Source organism: Citrobacter sp. S-77 (assembly GCF_963864895.1).
GTDB classification, from domain to species: Bacteria; Pseudomonadota; Gammaproteobacteria; order Enterobacterales; family Enterobacteriaceae; genus Citrobacter; species Citrobacter murliniae.
The window spans coordinates 4244186-4262652 of sequence record NZ_CAWLWU010000002.1 but is presented as its reverse complement, the minus strand read 5'-3'; the positions used below and the strand labels follow the sequence as shown (position 1 = coordinate 4262652).

The following is an 18467-nucleotide window of genomic DNA, read 5'->3' as shown; positions in this document are numbered from 1 at the left end:
TCTTCGGGAGTGGGAAATGAAGCCTTTTTTGCGCTGGTGTTTCGTTGCGACAGCACTCACGCTGGCTGGATGCAGTAATTCCACCTGGCGTAAGAGTGAAGTCCTCGCAGTACCACTGCAACCGACTTTACAGCAGGAAGTGATTCTGGCACGTATGGAACAAATTCTTGCCAGTCGGGCTTTAACCGATGACGAACGCGCACAGCTTTTATATGAGCGCGGAGTGTTGTATGATAGTCTCGGTCTGAGGGCACTGGCGCGAAATGATTTTTCACAAGCGCTGGCAATCCGACCAGATATGCCTGAAGTATTCAATTACTTAGGTATATATTTAACGCAGGCAGGCAATTTTGATGCTGCCTATGAAGCGTTTGATTCTGTACTTGAGCTTGATCCAACTTACAACTACGCGCACTTAAATCGCGGTATCGCATTGTATTACGGCGGTCGTGATAAGTTAGCGCAAGATGATCTGCTGGCGTTTTATCAAGACGATCCCAATGATCCTTTCCGCAGTCTGTGGCTTTATCTCGCTGAGCAGAAGCTCGATGAGAAGCAGGCTAAAGAAGCGTTAAAGCAGCGCTTCGAGAAATCGGATAAAGAACAATGGGGATGGAACATTGTCGAGTTCTACCTGGGCAACATTAGCGAAGCAACGCTGATGGAACGCCTGAAGGCGGACGCAACGGATAACACCTCGCTCGCTGAGCATCTCAGTGAAACCAACTTCTATTTAGGTAAGTACTACCTAAGTCTGGGGGATTTGGACAACGCTACGGCATTGTTCAAACTGGCGGTGGCTAACAACGTTCATAACTTTGTTGAGCACCGATACGCATTGTTGGAATTATCGCTCCTGGGCCAGGACCAAGATGACCTGGCAGAATCGGACCAGCAATAGCTGACGTACACATCAGCCCGTAATCTTTTTGATTGCCATCACCTTCGCGGGTGAGGGCGTTGTTGTTCGTTAATACACCTACTTTGAGCCGGTTCACACTTTTCAATGAAAATTGCAGATCAATTTCATGATGAGTTATGTAGACTGGCCGCCATTAATTTTGAGGCACACGTACTACATGGCTGAATTCGAAACCACTTTTGCAGATCTGGGCCTGAAGGCTCCTATCCTTGAAGCCCTTACCGATCTGGGTTACGAAAAACCATCTCCAATCCAGGCAGAGTGCATTCCGCATCTGCTGGGCGGTCGCGATGTTCTGGGTATGGCCCAGACCGGTAGCGGCAAAACTGCAGCGTTCTCTTTACCGCTGCTCAACAATCTTGATCCTGAGCTGAAGGCACCTCAGATTCTGGTGCTGGCACCGACCCGCGAACTGGCGGTTCAGGTTGCAGAAGCCATGACGGATTTCTCTAAACATATGCGCGGCGTGAATGTGGTTGCCCTGTACGGCGGCCAGCGTTATGACGTGCAATTACGTGCCCTGCGTCAGGGCCCGCAGATCGTTGTCGGTACGCCGGGACGTCTGCTGGATCACCTGAAGCGCGGTACTCTGGATCTCTCCAAACTGAGCGGTCTGGTGCTGGACGAAGCTGATGAAATGCTGCGTATGGGCTTCATCGAAGACGTTGAAACGATTATGGCGCAGATCCCGGAAGGTCATCAGACCGCTCTGTTCTCTGCAACTATGCCGGAAGCGATTCGTCGTATTACCCGCCGCTTTATGAAAGAGCCGCAGGAAGTTCGTATTCAGTCCAGCGTAACCACGCGTCCTGACATCAGCCAGAGCTACTGGACTGTGTGGGGCATGCGTAAAAATGAAGCTCTGGTACGTTTCCTGGAAGCAGAAGACTTTGATGCGGCGATTATCTTCGTACGTACCAAAAATGCGACCCTGGAAGTCGCTGAAGCACTGGAGCGTAGCGGTTATAGCAGCGCTGCACTGAATGGCGACATGAACCAGTCTCTGCGTGAGCAGACTCTGGAGCGTCTGAAAGATGGCCGTCTGGATATTCTGATTGCGACCGACGTTGCTGCTCGTGGCCTGGACGTTGAGCGTATCAGCCTGGTTGTTAACTACGACATCCCGATGGACTCTGAGTCTTACGTTCACCGTATTGGTCGTACTGGTCGTGCGGGTCGTGCGGGTCGTGCGCTGCTGTTCGTTGAGAACCGCGAGCGTCGTCTGCTGCGTAACATCGAACGCACCATGAAGCTGACCATTCCGGAAGTAGAACTGCCGAACGCAGACCTGCTGGGCAAACGTCGTCTGGAAAAATTCGCCGCGAAAGTACAGCAACAGCTGGAAAGCAGCGATCTGGATCAGTACCGTGCTCTGCTGGCAAAAATGCAGCCGGAAGAAGAACTGGATATCGAAACTCTGGCCGCAGCACTGCTGAAAATGGCTCAGGGCGAACGTCCGCTGATCCTGCCGCCAGATGCTCCGATGCGTCCGAAACGCGAATTCCGCGACCGCGATGATCGTGGCCCGCGTGACCGCAACGATCGTGGCCCGCGTGGCGATCGTCCAGAACGTGGTGGTGAAGATCGTCCACGTCGTGAACGTCGTGACGTTGGTGATATGCAGCTGTACCGCATTGAAGTGGGCCGTGACGACGGTGTTGAAGTTCGTCATATCGTTGGCGCGATTGCTAACGAAGGCGATATCAGCAGCCGTTACATTGGTAACATCAAGCTGTTTGCTTCCCACTCCACCATCGAACTGCCGAAAGGCATGCCGGGCGACGTGCTGCAGCACTTTACCCGTACCCGTATCCTGAACAAACCGATGAACATGCAACTGGTTGGCGATGCAGTACCGCACACCGGTGGTGAGCGTCGTGGCGGTGGTCGCTTCAGCGGCGAACGTCGTGAAGGCGGTCGTGGTGAAGGTCGTAGTTTCAGCGGTGAGCGTCGTGAAGGCGGCCGTGGCGATGGTCGTCGTTTCAGCGGTGAGCGTCGTGAAGGTAACCGTGGTCCGCGCCGCGATGATTCTTCTGCGCCGCGCCGTGATGACTCTGCTGGCCGTCGTCGTTTCGGTGGTGACGCATAAGCCTTACGGTTTAAAAGCGTAAAGTAAAATATACAGCCCCGATCTAAACAATCGGGGCTTTTTTTATTTCATTTGTACTCGTGTACTGGTACAGTGCGACACATTAAAATGTAGTCACAATATAATTGACTGGAGAGATGGCTGAATGGCAACACTAACCACCACCCAAACGTCACCTTCGCTGCTCGGCGGCGTAGTGATTATCGGCGGCACCATTATTGGCGCAGGAATGTTTTCTCTGCCAGTGGTCATGTCCGGGGCGTGGTTCTTCTGGTCTATGGCGGCGCTCATCTTTACCTGGTTTTGTATGCTGCATTCCGGGCTGATGATCCTGGAGGCCAATCTGAATTATCGTATTGGATCCAGTTTTGACACCATTACTAAAGACCTGTTGGGCAAGGGCTGGAACGTTGTTAATGGTATCTCGATTGCTTTTGTACTCTATATTCTGACCTATGCATACATTTCTGCGAGCGGTTCGATCCTGCATCACACCTTCTCGGAGATGTCGCTGAATGTTCCGGCACGTGCGGCAGGATTTGGTTTTGCTCTGCTGGTAGCGTTTGTGGTGTGGTTGAGTACTAAAGCGGTCAGTCGCATGACCGCCATTGTACTGGGTGCGAAGGTAATAACGTTCTTCCTGACCTTCGGCAGTTTGTTAGGGCATGTGACACCGACTACGCTGTTTAACGTGGCGGAAAGTAATGCTTCATATACGCCGTATTTGCTGATGACGCTGCCGTTTTGCCTCGCCTCATTTGGCTACCACGGCAACGTACCGAGTCTGATGAAGTACTACGGCAAAGACCCGCGCACCATTGTTAAATGCCTCGTTTACGGCACGCTGCTGGCGCTGGTGCTGTACACCGTATGGTTGCTGGGGACGATGGGCAATATTCCGCGTCCTGAATTTGTTGGTATTGCACAGCAGGGCGGTAACATTGATGTGCTGGTGCAGGCGCTGAGTGGTGTGTTGAACAGCCGTAGTCTGGATCTGCTGCTGGTGGTGTTCTCTAACTTTGCGGTAGCGAGTTCGTTTCTTGGAGTGACGCTGGGGCTGTTTGACTATCTGGCGGATCTGTTCGGTTTTGACGATTCTGCAATGGGCCGCTTTAAAACGGCATTACTGACTTTTGTTCCGCCGATTGTGGGTGGCCTGCTGTGGCCGAACGGTTTCCTGTATGCAATTGGTTATGCAGGATTAGCAGCAACGATTTGGGCGGCAATTGTCCCGGCGTTACTGGCGCGTAAATCCCGTCAACGCTTCGGTAGCCCGAAATTCCGTGTATGGGGGGGCAAGCCGATGATTGCTCTGATCCTGGTCTTCGGCGTCGGCAACGCGGTTATCCACATCCTGTCGAGCGTGAATCTATTGCCTGTGTACCAGTAGCCTTTTAGTGCCGGATGGCGCTATGCTTATCCGGCCTACACGATCTCGTAGGTCCGGTAAGCGAAGCGCCACCGGGCAAGACAACGCCCTACCCAACCAACTCTTCTTTCACCTGCATCGCTAAATCAAACGAATGTAAACGTGCCTGGTGGTCGAAAATCTGCCCATTGACCATAATTTCATCCGCTTGTGTTTCACGCAGAATCGACTCCAATCCATGACGTATTTTCACTTTATCTCCCACCAGCGACATACTCAGTGCCTGCTGAACGCCATACTGCTCAGAAGCGGACCACAGTTGATGCATATTTTCTACCGGGGGTGGTAACTGTCCGGTTTCACCCCGACGCAATTTTACGAATGCCTGCTGCATCGAGGTAAAGAGAAATTCGGCATCACGATTGCTGTCAGCGGCAATGATATTGATGCACACCATGGCATACGGTGTTGCCAGCCGTGCTGAAGGTTTGAACTGAGTGCGATACAGATGCAATGCCTGGTGCAGCATATCTGGTGCGAAGTGTGAGGCGAAGGCAAACGGCAAACCAAGCTGTGCTGCCAGTTGTGCGCTGTACAGGCTGGATCCCAGTAACCAGACCGGAATTTGCTCACCATAGCCGGGAACCGGGCGTACTTGTGGATTAGGATCGCATGCGTCAAACCAGTCCACCAGTTCCGCCACATCGCGCGGGAAGTTATCGATATCACCGCTCATATGACGGCGCAGTGCGCGCATGGTGGGTTGATCGCTGCCTGGCGCACGTCCAAGGCCCAGGTCGATACGGCCAGGATACAGCGTATTCAGCGTCCCGAACTGCTCAGCGATCACCAACGGTGAATGGTTAGGTAGCATGACCCCACCGGATCCCAGACGCAGGGTGGTGGTATTGGCTGCCAGATAACCTATCAGTACAGAGGTTGCTGCACTGGCGATACCGGTCATATTGTGATGTTCAGCCAGCCAGTAGCGATGGTAGCCGCGCTTTTCAGCCAGTTGAGCGAGATCCAGAGAGTGCGTAAAAGCCTCTTTTGCACTGGAACCTTCGGGGATCGGTGCCAGATCCAGCACCGAGAACGGAATAATTTTGTCAGTCATAACGGCTCACTTTGTTACCGGTTAATCTTTTAATACTGCATTAAAATTTGATTACCGTTGTTAACAAAGTGAGCTTTTTTACGCCTGAAGCTCCAGACCTGCCAGACGTTTCCAGTAGCCGTTACAGTCGCTGTGGGCAGTAAGTGGTAATGGGGCACAGCCATTCTCATTGGCACGGAAGGCATCAAGCATCGCGAATGTCTCGGTTCCTAATGGGGACAGACGGACGATATCAACCAGGCCCTGCATGGACGTCAGTTCATTACCGAGGTTGTAGACATAACCGCTCATGGTCTGAATCCCATTCAGGACAAAGACCTGCTGGTTCTCTTGCGACAGGACATCGCGGCCATTTGGATATTTGATGCAGCAGGTTTCGCATTCGTCTTTTGGTCGGTCCTCAGAGCGTGCGGTAAAGCAGCGGGCAGAGTACGCTAAAGGTAGATGCCCGTAGCTCAGAACTTCGACTTCAAACTGGTTGCGAATACCCAAGTCATCACACTGGTTGAGCAGATTCACCAGCCAGTCGCGGGACAGTTCTACTGGCATACACCAGCGCACCATGCCTTGTTTAAGCAACAGACGAAGGGTCACGGCGTTGTAGCAGTTGAGCGCATGCCCGGCGACAAATGGCAGTTTACGTTCGGCGCACATGTTCACAACGCCCAGATCGCTGGCTTCCAGTAGGAAGTCGCCATTTTCTACATAGCGCTTCAGCTCACCCAGCTCCGATGATGCCTGAACCAGCGCCAGCGTGGACAGCACCACCTGTTTCCCGCTACTGGCGAGTGATTTTGCCATATCAATCCAGTCACCCGTTTTGGTGGCGCGGCGTTTGCTACACACAGCTTCCCCAAGATAGATAACGTCGGCATTACTGGTAGCGGCCTGCTGATAAAAATCTTCCAGCGTTTCTTTCGACCAGTAGTAGAGCACTGGTCCTAAGGAATATTTCATTGCTTTTCTCACTGCCATTTACGGTGATACGCACCAAGCGTAGTCTGCGTGCCTTCGGACATTGAACCGAGTGTTTCCATCCAGGCGCTTTGCGGAACAAAGTTCTGCGGATCGGCTTTGCAACGGTCAATCGCCTGGCGCCACACTTTCGCCACCTGGCTGACGTAAGCCGGGCTACGCTGACGTCCCTCAATTTTCACCGAGGCGATGTTGGCTGCCATCAGATCGGGTAGCAGTTCTAACGTATTAAGGCTGGTCGGCTCCTCCAGCGCATGATAACGCTCACCGTCCACAAGATAGCGTCCCTTACAAAGCGTTGGATAACCTGCGTTTTCACCGTCCTGATAGCGGTCAATCAGCACTTCATTCAGGCGAGATTCAAGGCCTGCTGGGGTTTGCTGCCAGCGAACAAATCGGGCAGGGGAGCACGCACCAACGGTGTTGGGGGATTCACCCGTCAGATAAGACGAAAGATAGCAGCGACCTTCCGCCATAATGCACAGACTGCCAAAGGCAAACACTTCTAAAGGAACTGGTGTTACGCGAGCGAGCTGTTTTACCTGATGGATTGATAGCACACGTGGTAGAACAACGCGTGCGACGTCAAAGTTGCGATGGTAGAAATTAATCGCTTCCTCGTTGGTTGCGGATGCCTGAACGGAGACATGGCGCTCAATATGCGGGTAGCGCTCTGCGGCATACTCAAGCATAGCGAGATCGGCGAGGATCAGCGCATCAGCACCCAGTTGCGCCGCCATATCAACGGCTCGTTGCCAACGTGCGTAACCATCCGGGTGCGCAAAGGTGTTAATTGCGATGTGCAGCTTACGGCGGTGTTGATGGACAAAATTCACCGCTTCCTGCAATTTTTTCTCGGTAAAATTAAGGCCGGCGAAATGACGGGCGTTGGTGTCATCTTTCAGCCCGATGTATACAGCATCAGCGCCGTTCTCGATGGCCGCCTTAAGCGCCGGGAGATTTCCGGCAGGGCAGAGCAGCTCCATAATTTATCCTGAAAGTTGCGCCACCAGGGCGCAAAAATGTTAACGAAGAGGGATTTTAGTTAACCTTGCTGAGACAATTTTTGATTTGAGGCAGTTAAAGTCGTATTGGTGACACCAATAAAGAGGTAACAATTTCGCATCGAATTGTTGATTTATGCCGCTATGTCGTTTATTTGATATGGCAAAATAGCAGGACTATTGAAACAGGGAGTAAAGCTCGTGTTGGATAAACTGCGTTCACGCTTAGTACATTTTGGTCCTTCTCTGATGAGTGTACCGGTTAAACTGACGCCCTTTACGCTGAAGCGCCAGGTTCTGGAACAAGTCTTGAGCTGGCAATTTCGCCAGGCGCTGGCCGATGGAGAACTTGAGTTTCTCGACGGTCGCTGGTTGAGCATAAATGTTCGCGATATTGGCCTCAGATGGTATACCTCTGTTGAGAACGACAAACTTATCGTCAGTCAGGACGCAGACGCTGATGTGAGTTTTAGCGCAGATGCCAGCGATTTATTGATGATTGCAGCGCGCAAGCAGGACCCGGATACGCTTTTCTTCCAGCGTCGCCTGGTGATTGAAGGCGATACAGAATTAGGGCTACATGTGAAAAATCTGATGGACGCCATTGAACTGGAGCAGATGCCGAAACCGTTGCGTGTCATGCTGCTGCAACTGGCGGACTTTGTTGAGGCGGGTATGAAACATTCGCCAGAAACCAAACAGACCTCGGTAGGTGAACCATGCTGATTCGAGTTGAAATTCCCATTGATGCCCCTGGTATTGATGCGTTGCTGCGCCGCTCATTTGATAGCGATGCAGAAGCGAAGTTAGTACATGACCTGCGCGAAGATGGCTTTCTGACGCTGGGTCTGGTTGCGACCGATGACGAAGGCCAGGTTGTGGGCTATGTCGCGTTCAGTCCTGTTGATGTACAGGGTGAAGACCTGCAATGGGTCGGAATGGCTCCACTGGCGGTTGATGAAAACTACCGCGGACAGGGTCTGGCGCGTCAACTGGTTTATGAAGGGCTGGATTCGCTGAACGAGTTTGGTTACGCCGCGGTGGTCACACTGGGCGATCCAGCATTGTACAGTCGCTTAGGCTTTGAACTGGCCGCTCACCACGATCTTCATTGCCGCTGGCCTGGTACCGAAAGCGCATTTCAGGTGCATCGCCTGGCGGAAGATGCGCTGAATGGTGTGACGGGTTTGGTGGAATACCACGATCACTTCAATCGTTTTTAAGCGCCGGGGTTTGCAGGCTGCTCAGTAGCGCCTCAAACCCTTCGCCTTCTACAAGGCGTTCTTTCTGACGCTTTGTAAGCTGTTTAATACGATATTCTATGCGCAGGGCCAGCGAACGGTCGCCGACTTGTGCCGCAAATGCCAGAGTTAATTCCCCCTTCCCGCGCAGTGCTTTTGCGCCTTTTCCACTCTGATGCTGCTTATAGCGGCGTTGCACATCGGTTGTTATTCCGGTGTACAGGGCGTTGTCTGCGGTACGGATCAGGTACAGATACCAGGGTGTCATTGTCACCATCGACGTGATAATTTTCAAACTTACAGTATAAAAGAGAACAGAAATGGAAACACTGACTGCGGTGACTCGTTGGCTGGCAAAACAGCACGTCGTGACCTGGTGTGTGCACCATGAGGGTGAATTGTGGTGTGCCAATGCATTTTATCTGTTTGATGCACAAAAGGTGGCGTTCTATGTGCTCACCGAAGAGAAGACGCGCCATGCACAGATGTCCGGCCCGCGCGCACCCGTTGCTGGAACGGTAAACGGCCAGCCCAAAACGGTGGCGCTGATCCGCGGTGTGCAGTTTAAAGGGGAAATCAGGCGTCTGGAGGGAGAAGAGAGTGACTTAGCGCGTAAAGCTTATAATCGCCGCTTCCCTGTCGCCAAAATGATGCCTGCGCCCGTCTGGGAGATTCGGCTGGATGAAATCAAATTCACTGACAACACATTGGGTTTTGGTAAAAAAATGCTTTGGCTACGTGATCTATAGTTAGATGAATGATAGTGGGCGCAAAGGAAGGAGAAGCGATGAGTCAGGTGTTAATTACAGGTGCAACGGGGCTGGTGGGGGGGCATTTATTGCGTATGCTGCTGAATGAACCGCGGATCCACGCCATTACTGCTCCAACACGCCGCCCACTGGCCGATACGGTTGGGGTCTATAACCCGCACGATCCGCAACTGACAGATGCGCTGGCACAGGTGAACGATCCGATAGATATCGTTTTTTGCTGCCTGGGAACCACCCGACGAGAAGCGGGCAGCAAAGAGGCATTTATTCACGCAGACTATACCCTAGTGGTGGATACTGCCCTGACGGGTCTTCGCCTGGGGGCCCAGCATATGCTGGTAGTCAGCGCTATGGGAGCCAATGCCAACTCCCCATTTTTTTATAACCGGGTTAAAGGTGAAATGGAACAGGCGCTGATTGCTCAGAACTGGCCACGGTTAACGATTGCACGGCCTTCAATGTTGTTGGGGGAACGGGATAAGCAGCGGGCAAATGAAATGTTCTTTGCACCGTTATTCCGGCTGCTGCCCGGAAACTGGAAATCGATTGAGGCGCGTGATGTTGCGCGGGCAATGCTGGCGGAAGCTATCTCACCTGCTCATGAAGGGGTGTCAGTTCTTACTTCATCCCAGCTTCGGGAAAGAGCGAAATAACCCGGCGAGTATGGCCTCACCGGGCTATTTACGCGTTATTTGATGAACGTAAAGGCTGTGGTGACGCGCTTCACGCCACTTACCCGGCTGGCGATATCTGCTGCAGCCTTCGCTTCACGCTCGGTGACCAGACCCAGCAGGAATACTTCTCCATTCTCGGTTGTCACTTTAACGTTAGAGGATTTCACCTGATCGCTGGTCAGCAACTGGGAACGAACTTTGGTGGTGATCCAGGTATCGTTGGACGCTTCGCCAAGACCGATTGGCTGGCCCTGACGGATCTCGTTAAATACTTCCGTCGTGCCTTCTACGCCCATAGCAATTTGTTTTGCTCGTGCAGAAAGCTCGCTATTAGGAGACTGACCGACCAGCAGCACCTTACCCTGATAGGCGCTGACGTTGATGCGCGCTTCTTTCTTAATTTGGGCATCTTTTGACAACGCCGTATTGACGCGTAATTCCAGGGTACCATCATCTACCTGGGTGCCGACACTGCGAGGGTCTGTTGCGGCTTTAGTCCCTACAGCTGCAGTTCCGACAACGGCGGCAGCTACACAGCCTTGCAACAGCAACGCAGAAATAACGACTGCGAGCGGCGAAAATGCCTTCATGTGTACTCCTTAATCATCCTGGTGAGGGAAAAGCGTGTTATCGATGAGATCGCAAAGGCAGTTTACCGTCAGCATATGCATTTCCTGAACGCGGGCGCTGTGGTGTGAGGGAATGCGGATTTCGACATCCTGTGGCCCCAATAATCCGGCCAGTTCACCCCCGTCATAACCGGTCAGCGCTACGATCGTCATGTCACGCGTGACGGCAGCTTCAACGGCTTTAACGATATCGCGGCTATTACCACGCGTAGAGATAGCCAACAGAACATCACCTGCATGTCCCAGCGCACGGACTTGTTTTGCATAAACTTCGTCGTGCAGGCGATCGTTGGCAATCGCAGTTAAGACCACATTATCAGTATTTAGTGCAATAGCAGGTAAACTGGGGCGTTCTGTTTCAAAACGGTTGATCATGCTGGCAGCAAAATGCTGTGCGTTGGCAGCGGACGTCCCATTACCACAACAGAGAATTTTGTTGCCATTGAGCAGGGATTGAACCAGCGTCATGGCTGCACGGGAAATCGCATCCGGAAGCGCTTCAGCCGCAGCAATCTGAGTTTGAATGCTTTCTGTAAAGCAGACTTTAATTCTATCTAACACGCTAATCCTTAAGAACCAGGCTCTGTATCTTCAATTATGAGTGGTCATTAAACGCATCCTTAAACCACTCAACATCATTTCCGGTGAAGGCTAACACATCGAACCGGCAATCCACAGTATCAAAACTCCCATTATGACGGGCGAGCCACAAACGGGCGGTCTGTAATAATTTGTGTTGTTTGCTACGGGTCACACTTGCTGCCGCGCCGCCAAAAAGGGCTGAACGGCGGAAACGGACTTCAACAAAGACGGTCGTTTTGCCTTCACGCATTATCAGGTCAATTTCGCCGCCACGTTCACGTACGTTGGCGGCAATAAAACGCAGTCCTTTGCGTTCCAGCCAGTCACGCGCGGTAGCTTCCCACGCGTCACCGGTCTCTTTACTCGTTAACTGGCGGGGACGACTTGCCCTTGCTGGTATTTGAGCCATGATAACTTCCTGTTAATCACGCAATCCTGAGTCGCGGTTAATGCACCGGTGTTGCCATTAATTTCGAAGCCCTGCACCTGACGCATTTGCGAAAAGTGGTTAGCCAGCGACCAGGCATCGACACCCATTGCGTACATGCGCGCAAGCGAGTAGTCGTTATGCACCGCGCTTAGCGCTTGTTGCATGAGAGGCTCGTTACCGCCGGCCAACATCGGGATTTCGCTGTACTGCAAGCCTTCCATTTCCAGTCGGAAGTCAGGGCCGGCTGTGCCTTGTGCGCTACGAGAGCTGGCGTAAAGGGTTGCACCGCTCTGGCTGCCGTTACGCATAGCAATCATCGGTTTAATAAACGCGATTTCTTCTGGCGTTGCCAGAATATACACGGCATCAACGCGACCACCGCCACCGGTGATTTGTGCATCGCTTGGTGGAGCTGGAATTGTCAGGCCACCAATCGTCACGCCAGACTGCGAAGGTATAGAGGATACAATAGGGCTACCCGTCAGGGAGATCCCTGAACCGCCGTTGACGCCCATTTTCAGTTCCGCGGTGGAGCCGAATTTCTGCTGTAACACCACGCCGCCACCAAGCGCCTGCCACTCCTGAGCAAAGGCGTTGGACACGCGATCGCCAAGCGCGCTACGAGGGATAAGCAGCAGCGGAGCCTGCTTACCCTGCGAGTGAATATGGCGTGCGGCATCGCGAGCTTCGTCTTCTGGTGACAGAGCGAAATAGCAAATATTTGCCAGGTTCTGCACCGCCTCAGGTTGGTTAAGCGCCAGCACATTCAGCGGTGTGTTGCTTTTCATCAGTTCTTCAACATTGTTTTTCAGCAGCGGGCCGACAACAATGCTGGCGCCATCCTGCTGAACCTGGACCAGGATTTGATTTAGCGGTTGTGATGAGGTGTCGTAGATTTTCAGCTCAGCGGATGGATTCGCTGGCGCGCTTGCCGTCGTCGCCGGGGCTGGTGCAGTTTGCGGTGTGCTGACAGCAGCTTCTGGCTGTGCTGGCGCATCCTGTGTCAGATCGCTCACCGAGGCCTGAGAAGGGCTGGCAACACCGTCGGCAGACTGCGGTTGAGTATTCGCTTCAGTGTTGCTCGTAGCCAATGCGGTGGGGGCTGCAACAGGAGTAGCTACGGGTTGCGTGCCCATATTTTTAGCCGCTTCAAAGCCCTGTTGAATAGTACGACCAAAAACAGCAGCCTGGCCATTCAGAGGCAGCAACAGCGCAATTTTACTGGTGGATGCTGGCTTAAAGCTCTGGACGTTTATCAACTGAGTGGGTAGTAATTTCGCACCAGGGTTTTGCGGATAACGTTTTTGCCAGTCGGCAATACCCGCTTTCATCATATCCGGGTCGCTACGGTTATCGAACCACACGCGTTGCAGATCCAGCCAGCCTTGCAGAACGTTTTCATCCGCATTGATGACCAGTGTCTGTGCCTGCTCTTTCGTCATTGACGAGAGAGCCTGCCAGGTGGCGTCGATGTTTTTCTGCTTGTCCTGTGCTGACAGTAGCGGTTCCTGAGCAATCAGAGCGCGCAGCAGTGTTAACGATGGGCGCCCCTGGCTGGCATCGATCTGCGCTTGCCAGTAGCGAGCCTGCTGGTTGTGATCGAAATCGGCCGGAGTGAGTTTATCCAGCAGCGCCTGCGCGCCAGCAATGTCTTTTTGTGCCAGCTTGATTTCAACAGCCAATAAAGACTGTTCGCGACGTTGTGTATCGTTCAGACTCTGTGGGAGTTGCTTGAACAATTCGACAGCCTGCTGGGTCTTGCCTTCTTTCAGCAGCGCACGAATGGCGAGTAATTGCCAGTTGGACTTGCTATCATCTGAGCTTTGCTGCATTTGCTGCAGATAAAAGCCGGAATCAGCCTGTGCGGTGCCCTGCATGTGGGCTGCACTTTGGTCTGGCGCCTGGGTGCCACAGCCGGCGAAGATCAATGCTGCCAGGATTACTGGCAGAGCGCGCGCGGCTTTCAAACGAGAAAATGTTGAGGGTACCATACTGTATCCAGTGATATTTTTTACGCAATGCTCAATATTAAATCGGCAATACGGACGACACAATGAAACAACACGAATCGGCGGATAATTCTCAAGGCCAACTCTTTATTGTACCTACTCCTATCGGAAATTTGGCTGATATTACCCAACGAGCGCTCGAAGTTTTACAAGCCGTTGATTTAATTGCCGCAGAAGATACCCGTCATACGGGATTATTGTTACAACACTTCGCGATCAGCGCGCGTTTGTTTGCACTGCATGACCACAATGAACAGCAAAAAGCTGAAACGCTGGTGGCGAAGCTTAAGGAAGGCCAGAACATCGCGCTGGTTTCCGATGCTGGAACACCGCTGATTAACGATCCGGGCTATCACCTGGTGCGTACCTGTCGTGAAGCCGGTATTCGTGTGGTTCCTCTGCCTGGCCCATGTGCTGCCATTGCCGCGCTGAGCGCAGCCGGTTTGCCGTCGGATCGTTTTTGCTACGAAGGTTTCTTACCGGCGAAATCGAAAGGCCGTCGTGATGCGATGAAAGCCATCGAAGCTGAACCACGTACATTGATTTTCTATGAATCAACCCATCGCCTGCTGGATAGTCTGGAAGATATGGTGGCTGTGTGGGGGGAATCCCGCTACGTGGTCCTGGCGCGCGAGCTGACCAAAACCTGGGAAACCATTCACGGCGCACCAGTCGGCGAACTGCTGGCATGGGTAAAAGAAGATGAAAATCGCCGTAAGGGTGAAATGGTGCTGATTGTCGAAGGGCATAAAGCGCAGGAAGATGAACTACCTGCCGAAGTATTGCGCACGCTGGCATTGCTGCAAAAAGAGCTACCGCTGAAGAAAGCGGCAGCCCTGGCGGCAGAGATCCACGGCGTGAAGAAAAATGCGCTGTATAAATATGCGCTGGAGCAGCAGGGCGAGTAATATTTCATCGGGCGTCGCTGTGCTTGCCAAATACTACAATGATGTTAAATTTCAATAAATTGTACGTTTTTTTGTGGTTCTGGTCAGCGACGCGTCATCCGATTTTTTCATTCGTCATAGCGTTATCTGACAATAATCGTGATAGTGGCCGTGCCACTGAATTTTCCCGGAGCCAGCACGCCGCCGACCAGGTTGACGGGGTACGCGGACATATGGGCTGCGCCGGAACCTGACGAGTCGATAAAAACAATGCCGCCAGTAAACGGAATATTCGTTGCTCCACCGTCGGTATGCCGCATACGAATACCTACATCCGGAACGTTATCCCCGCTTCTGCGCCGAGCCACGAGAATGTACTGATTGATGATATCGTCAGCGTCAAATCTCATCTGTAAGGTATTTGCGATGGTCGAGGTATCGCCACAATCGTAGGTAATATCGAATGTTACCGGCGTATAGCCGTCAGGCATGGTGTCTTTGGTGGTAAAGCGGTTGCCGTTAATAAAACCAAGATTGACCTGAACCACGTCGCCCTGATTAATTTTGCAGTTCTGCGGTACGGTGATCCGCCCGCTGATGGAAAGTGTAACCAGGTTTTTATAGGCGCCAGGGCTTTGAGGAGAGGATACATTGTTGCTCCACGCGGCTTTAATCACCGCTACATCCGTCTGCGGGATAATCAACTCCCCTAAAAACGGTTTAGTAATGCGCAGTTCAAACTGAGTTTGTGCGCCGATCGATACGGCGGCGGCACGTTTGCTGGGGTCATCGTCGCGACACAAACCGTTGTCGGATCTCTCCTGATAAAGCACGCTCTCTTTCACGCTCGTCATGGGAACAACCTGCTCGCCTTTTCCGGGAATGTCTCTGAGCGTGGTGCGAATATCCAGGCTATCGTTCAGCTTGTAGTAACCCGTAGTTTGTCCCTGGGTCGGGAGCAGTGAGTCCGCCCTGTAATAGGGATTAACCCCGGTGTTTTTCGGGCAGTCGCAGGTGATTTGATAACTGTTTCCCGTGACCGGGGCAGTCGATGTCGAGTTATGCCCGACAACGTTGTCAGCTTCACTCCAGTCGGCAGAAAGATCGCTGGAATAGACCTCATTGGCTTCACAACTGCCGAAGGCAGCCTGCGCAGAATGGCTGCTACACAGTAAAATAGCCATGATAAACGCGCTTTTTTTCATTGTTTTTATCCTTAGAGACACTGGGCAGTGCCACGCAAAACTGAGGCCTTGCTGGCTTTGCCGGCAGGTAAGCTGAAGGTAAACTGGCACTGTTGATCGGCCTGATTCCCCCACTGCACAGTCCAGGGCTGTGGCTGCGTAGAGACCCCCGCCAGATAAAGAACGCCGCCTTCATCGACAATATTTTCCTGCCCGCTATCTGGATTGCTGGCCCGTGCGCCAAATGGCACAGGGTTGCCATTTTTGTCGCGCAGCGTGACCAACACGCGCAGGCCGATATCGGCAGTAAAACGGGCGGTGACCACTGCACCATTGTTTGGCACAACCACTTGTGTGGTTTGCTGCACGTCAACGTCATCAGGCATTAGCGTGGTATCCAGTGAGATCCGGTTTTCCTGGTACGAAGTCAGATAAGGGATCACCGCGTAACCGAACGGATCGGTGGCGATACCGGGATAGTTCTGCACGCGTACGCCGGGTGCGCCGTTGAGGTCGATCAGCGCGAAACTGTTACCCAGCGGTTGCGACAGCGTGACGCCGTGCCGATGCATCACGATGCCGCCGGACGCGCCGTAGCTGTACTGGCGGCTGTCATTGCTGTAGTCGTAATTGGCGTTGAAAGTGCCATAGGCTGAGCGATAACTACTGCCAAGGCTGCTGCTGTGGTTGTTATCAGTATCCTGGGTTTGCTTGAGCGAGTAGCTCAGACGGTTGTCCTGCAACAATGAGCCATCGAGGCGGGCTTCATTCTGAGTGGCGCGGTCTTTCTGATTTGTCATGCGGTACGACGCCCGACTATGTGGTAGCCAGCGATCCAGTGGAATGCTGAGGCTAAGCGAAAGCGTGCGGTCGTTATCCTCTTCGTCATAGTCGGTGAACTGCCCGCTAAGGTTGTAGCCAATTCCGGCTATCTGGCCGTTAATCCCCAGCGATAAGTTGCGATCATGCCCACCGCTATTCCAGTAATCACGTTGCGAGCCAGAGGTGTAAAAACTCACGCTGCCAAACAGCGACTGGCTAAGGTTGAGCTGAATTTGGCTACGCTGGCGTTGGCTACTGTCCTGACCGTGTGCATTCGCATCTGAGAAGGTAAAGAAGCCGCTGCTGGTGTAGCGATAATAGCTCAGCGACAGGTTGGTTCCTGTTTCCGGGATCTCTTTGGTGTATTGGGTTCGCCACTGGTAGCCTGATGCAGACTGTTGATCGTCGAACTGACTGTCGGCACGAGTGATGTCCACCGCCAGTGCCCCAATCATCCCCAGTGTGCTGCCGACGCCTGCGCCCAGCGACTGATAGTTTTCTGCTCCGAGCAGGCCACCGTAGAGCGTGAGTGTGTTATTCAGGCCATATATCGCCGTCCCTTCGGCAAACTCGGGTTCGTCGCTATCGTTGCTGTTAGTGGCGCGAAATTTCCCGGCGGTGACGCTGTACTTCAAACGCCCTGGGCGCTGCATCAACGGTAGCGAGGAGTAAGGCTGGACAAAGTGGCGAAGGGAGCCGTCGCTCTCTTCAATGGTGATATCCAGGTCGCCGCTGGAGGCGCTGGGGTAAAGGTCGTTAATTTCAAATGCCCCGGCGGGTACATTACTTTGATAAATGATGTAGTCGTTTTGCCGTACCGTGATGATGGCGCTGGTATTGGCGATGCCGCGAATGGTCGGCGCAAAACCGCGCTGGCTGTTGGGCAGCATGTTGTCGTCAGAGGCGAGCTGCATCCCGGTGAACTGATAGCTGGAAAACAGGCTGCCAGTGGTGGCACTTTCACCTATCAATAGCTGAGATTTCAGCGTCTTAATATCGCGCTGGAGATAACTGTTAATGGTATTCCAACTGGACGACCGATCGTCGCGGTTCCAGGTGCTGTAGTTGCGCAGCCGCCATGGGCCGACGTTGGCACCATTTTGCAAATTAAGATATTGGCGCTCGCTCTGGTCGCCTCGCTGGTAGCGTGTATCAGAGCCGGAAAAGCTGTAATTGGTGAATAGGGCTGGGACGCCGCTATCCCAACGGGAGGGGGCAACGTAGCCTCGGGCATCACGATAGAGCGCAATCAGCGGAATACTCATATTCAGCCGGCTGTGGTTGAAGTCGAAGTCTATGGTCGTACTGGGGATAAGCGACGGCAATGCGCTGATTATCGCGTCGTCGCTTTTCTCGGCTAACGCCGGAATATCATCCACCTTTACCCCCAGTTCACGTAGCTGAGCTATGGTGAACTGCGGTTCCAGCTGCTGGCTGGCGTTGGCGGTAAAAGTTAGCGTCTTTTGCCCGATTTTATTTTTATTGAGATAAATATCTACGCGGTAATCGCCCGGAAGCTGCGATTTTTCCTGTGAAAATAGCGACAGATCGGTAGGTTGCATGCCACTTTTTTGAGTTTCCAGCATGGACGAATCAAAATAATATTCTGCGGTATAGGCTGTGCTACAGACCAGCCCACTGGCGGAAAAGACCAGCGGTAAACTGTGTTTGACGAAAACCGTCAAATGGTTAAAAATCAGCCTGCTCTTGGGAGCTATGATTATTTTCATTACTGGAATCCGTAATTTTGTTTGCTGTTATGT

The 18467-nt window shown here is 52.7% G+C and carries 19 protein-coding genes; 9 read left to right on the top strand and 10 right to left on the bottom strand.

Going from position 1 to position 18467, the window contains the following annotated elements; genetic code table 11:
- Positions 1–16 precede the first annotated feature (16 nt).
- The 4 genes from nlpI to mtr all read left to right on the top strand — a co-directional run bounded on the left by nlpI (position 17) and on the right by mtr (position 4401).
- Positions 17–901, top strand: a complete 885-nt coding sequence (gene nlpI, locus AACS05_RS20875; protein WP_040234121.1) for a lipoprotein NlpI — start codon at positions 17–19, stop codon at positions 899–901.
- Positions 902–1006: 105 nt separating this feature from the next.
- The gene (gene yrbN, locus AACS05_RS20870) at positions 1007–1087 is read left to right on the top strand and encodes a protein YrbN (protein WP_010723222.1); all 81 of its coding nucleotides are present in this window, start codon (positions 1007–1009) and stop codon (positions 1085–1087) included.
- On the top strand, positions 1080–3011 hold the full coding sequence (locus tag AACS05_RS20865) for a DEAD/DEAH family ATP-dependent RNA helicase (protein WP_045448009.1): 1932 nt from the start codon (positions 1080–1082) through the stop codon (positions 3009–3011). The genes yrbN and AACS05_RS20865 overlap by 8 nt, the downstream gene beginning before the upstream one ends.
- Before the next feature lie 145 nt (positions 3012–3156).
- Positions 3157–4401 (top strand): tryptophan permease, encoded by a 1245-nt coding sequence (gene mtr / locus AACS05_RS20860; protein ID WP_045448005.1) that lies wholly within the window; start codon positions 3157–3159, stop codon positions 4399–4401.
- 88 nt (positions 4402–4489) lie between these two features.
- Here mtr and AACS05_RS20855 read toward each other — a convergent pair whose 3' ends face one another.
- From AACS05_RS20855 to ubiU, 3 genes are all read right to left on the bottom strand, one after another.
- Complete coding sequence (locus AACS05_RS20855) at positions 4490–5497, bottom strand: luciferase-like monooxygenase (protein ID WP_045448002.1); 1008 nt, start codon at positions 5495–5497, stop codon at positions 4490–4492.
- Between the two features lie 78 nt (positions 5498–5575).
- Positions 5576–6454 (bottom strand): U32 family peptidase, encoded by an 879-nt coding sequence (locus AACS05_RS20850; protein WP_045448000.1) that lies wholly within the window; start codon positions 6452–6454, stop codon positions 5576–5578.
- A gap of 8 nt (positions 6455–6462) precedes the next feature.
- Positions 6463–7458, bottom strand: a complete 996-nt coding sequence (gene ubiU, locus AACS05_RS20845) for a ubiquinone anaerobic biosynthesis protein UbiU (protein ID WP_045447998.1) — start codon at positions 7456–7458, stop codon at positions 6463–6465.
- A gap of 219 nt (positions 7459–7677) precedes the next feature.
- On the opposite strand from ubiU, the gene ubiT reads away from it, so the two are divergent.
- Both ubiT and AACS05_RS20835 read left to right on the top strand, forming a co-directional pair.
- On the top strand, positions 7678–8202 hold the full coding sequence (gene ubiT / locus AACS05_RS20840; RefSeq protein WP_045447996.1) for a ubiquinone anaerobic biosynthesis accessory factor UbiT: 525 nt from the start codon (positions 7678–7680) through the stop codon (positions 8200–8202).
- Entirely contained in the window at positions 8196–8699 is a 504-nt protein-coding gene (locus AACS05_RS20835; protein WP_045447993.1) for a GNAT family N-acetyltransferase, read from the top strand. The genes ubiT and AACS05_RS20835 overlap by 7 nt, the downstream gene beginning before the upstream one ends.
- Here AACS05_RS20835 and AACS05_RS20830 read toward each other — a convergent pair.
- On the bottom strand, positions 8686–8985 hold the full coding sequence (locus AACS05_RS20830) for a GIY-YIG nuclease family protein (protein ID WP_045447990.1): 300 nt from the start codon (positions 8983–8985) through the stop codon (positions 8686–8688). The two genes, AACS05_RS20835 and AACS05_RS20830, sit on opposite strands and share 14 nt — an antisense overlap.
- A gap of 52 nt (positions 8986–9037) precedes the next feature.
- On the opposite strand from AACS05_RS20830, the gene AACS05_RS20825 reads away from it, so the two are divergent.
- Together AACS05_RS20825 and AACS05_RS20820 are read left to right on the top strand one after the other, a co-directional pair.
- The gene (locus tag AACS05_RS20825; RefSeq protein ID WP_045447987.1) at positions 9038–9466 is read left to right on the top strand and encodes a YhbP family protein; all 429 of its coding nucleotides are present in this window, start codon (positions 9038–9040) and stop codon (positions 9464–9466) included.
- Positions 9467–9504: 38 nt separating this feature from the next.
- Positions 9505–10140 carry an NAD(P)H-binding protein gene (locus AACS05_RS20820; protein WP_045447984.1) on the top strand — a complete coding sequence of 212 codons (636 nt, stop codon included), beginning with the start codon at positions 9505–9507 and terminating at the stop codon, positions 10138–10140.
- 35 nt (positions 10141–10175) lie between these two features.
- Here AACS05_RS20820 and dolP read toward each other — a convergent pair whose 3' ends face one another.
- From dolP to AACS05_RS20800, 4 genes are read right to left on the bottom strand one after another with little or no spacing between them, the layout of a single operon-like run.
- Positions 10176–10751, bottom strand: coding sequence for a division/outer membrane stress-associated lipid-binding lipoprotein (dolP, locus tag AACS05_RS20815; protein ID WP_045447981.1), 576 nt, complete (start codon positions 10749–10751; stop codon positions 10176–10178).
- Positions 10752–10760: 9 nt separating this feature from the next.
- Entirely contained in the window at positions 10761–11351 is a 591-nt protein-coding gene (diaA, locus tag AACS05_RS20810) for a DnaA initiator-associating protein DiaA (protein WP_003024948.1), read from the bottom strand.
- A gap of 34 nt (positions 11352–11385) precedes the next feature.
- The gene (locus tag AACS05_RS20805; RefSeq protein ID WP_045447978.1) at positions 11386–11781 is read right to left on the bottom strand and encodes a YraN family protein; all 396 of its coding nucleotides are present in this window, start codon (positions 11779–11781) and stop codon (positions 11386–11388) included.
- Entirely contained in the window at positions 11739–13793 is a 2055-nt protein-coding gene (locus AACS05_RS20800) for a penicillin-binding protein activator (RefSeq protein WP_045447974.1), read from the bottom strand. The genes AACS05_RS20805 and AACS05_RS20800 overlap by 43 nt, the downstream gene beginning before the upstream one ends.
- Before the next feature lie 62 nt (positions 13794–13855).
- On the opposite strand from AACS05_RS20800, the gene rsmI reads away from it, so the two are divergent.
- Positions 13856–14719, top strand: coding sequence for a 16S rRNA (cytidine(1402)-2'-O)-methyltransferase (gene rsmI, locus AACS05_RS20795; protein WP_045447971.1), 864 nt, complete (start codon positions 13856–13858; stop codon positions 14717–14719).
- A gap of 122 nt (positions 14720–14841) precedes the next feature.
- Here rsmI and AACS05_RS20790 read toward each other — a convergent pair whose 3' ends face one another.
- Together AACS05_RS20790 and AACS05_RS20785 are read right to left on the bottom strand one after the other, a co-directional pair.
- Positions 14842–15903, bottom strand: a complete 1062-nt coding sequence (locus tag AACS05_RS20790) for a fimbrial protein (protein ID WP_045447968.1) — start codon at positions 15901–15903, stop codon at positions 14842–14844.
- Between the two features lie 11 nt (positions 15904–15914).
- On the bottom strand, positions 15915–18434 hold the full coding sequence (locus AACS05_RS20785) for a fimbria/pilus outer membrane usher protein (RefSeq protein WP_045447965.1): 2520 nt from the start codon (positions 18432–18434) through the stop codon (positions 15915–15917).
- Positions 18435–18467: the final 33 nt, after the last annotated feature.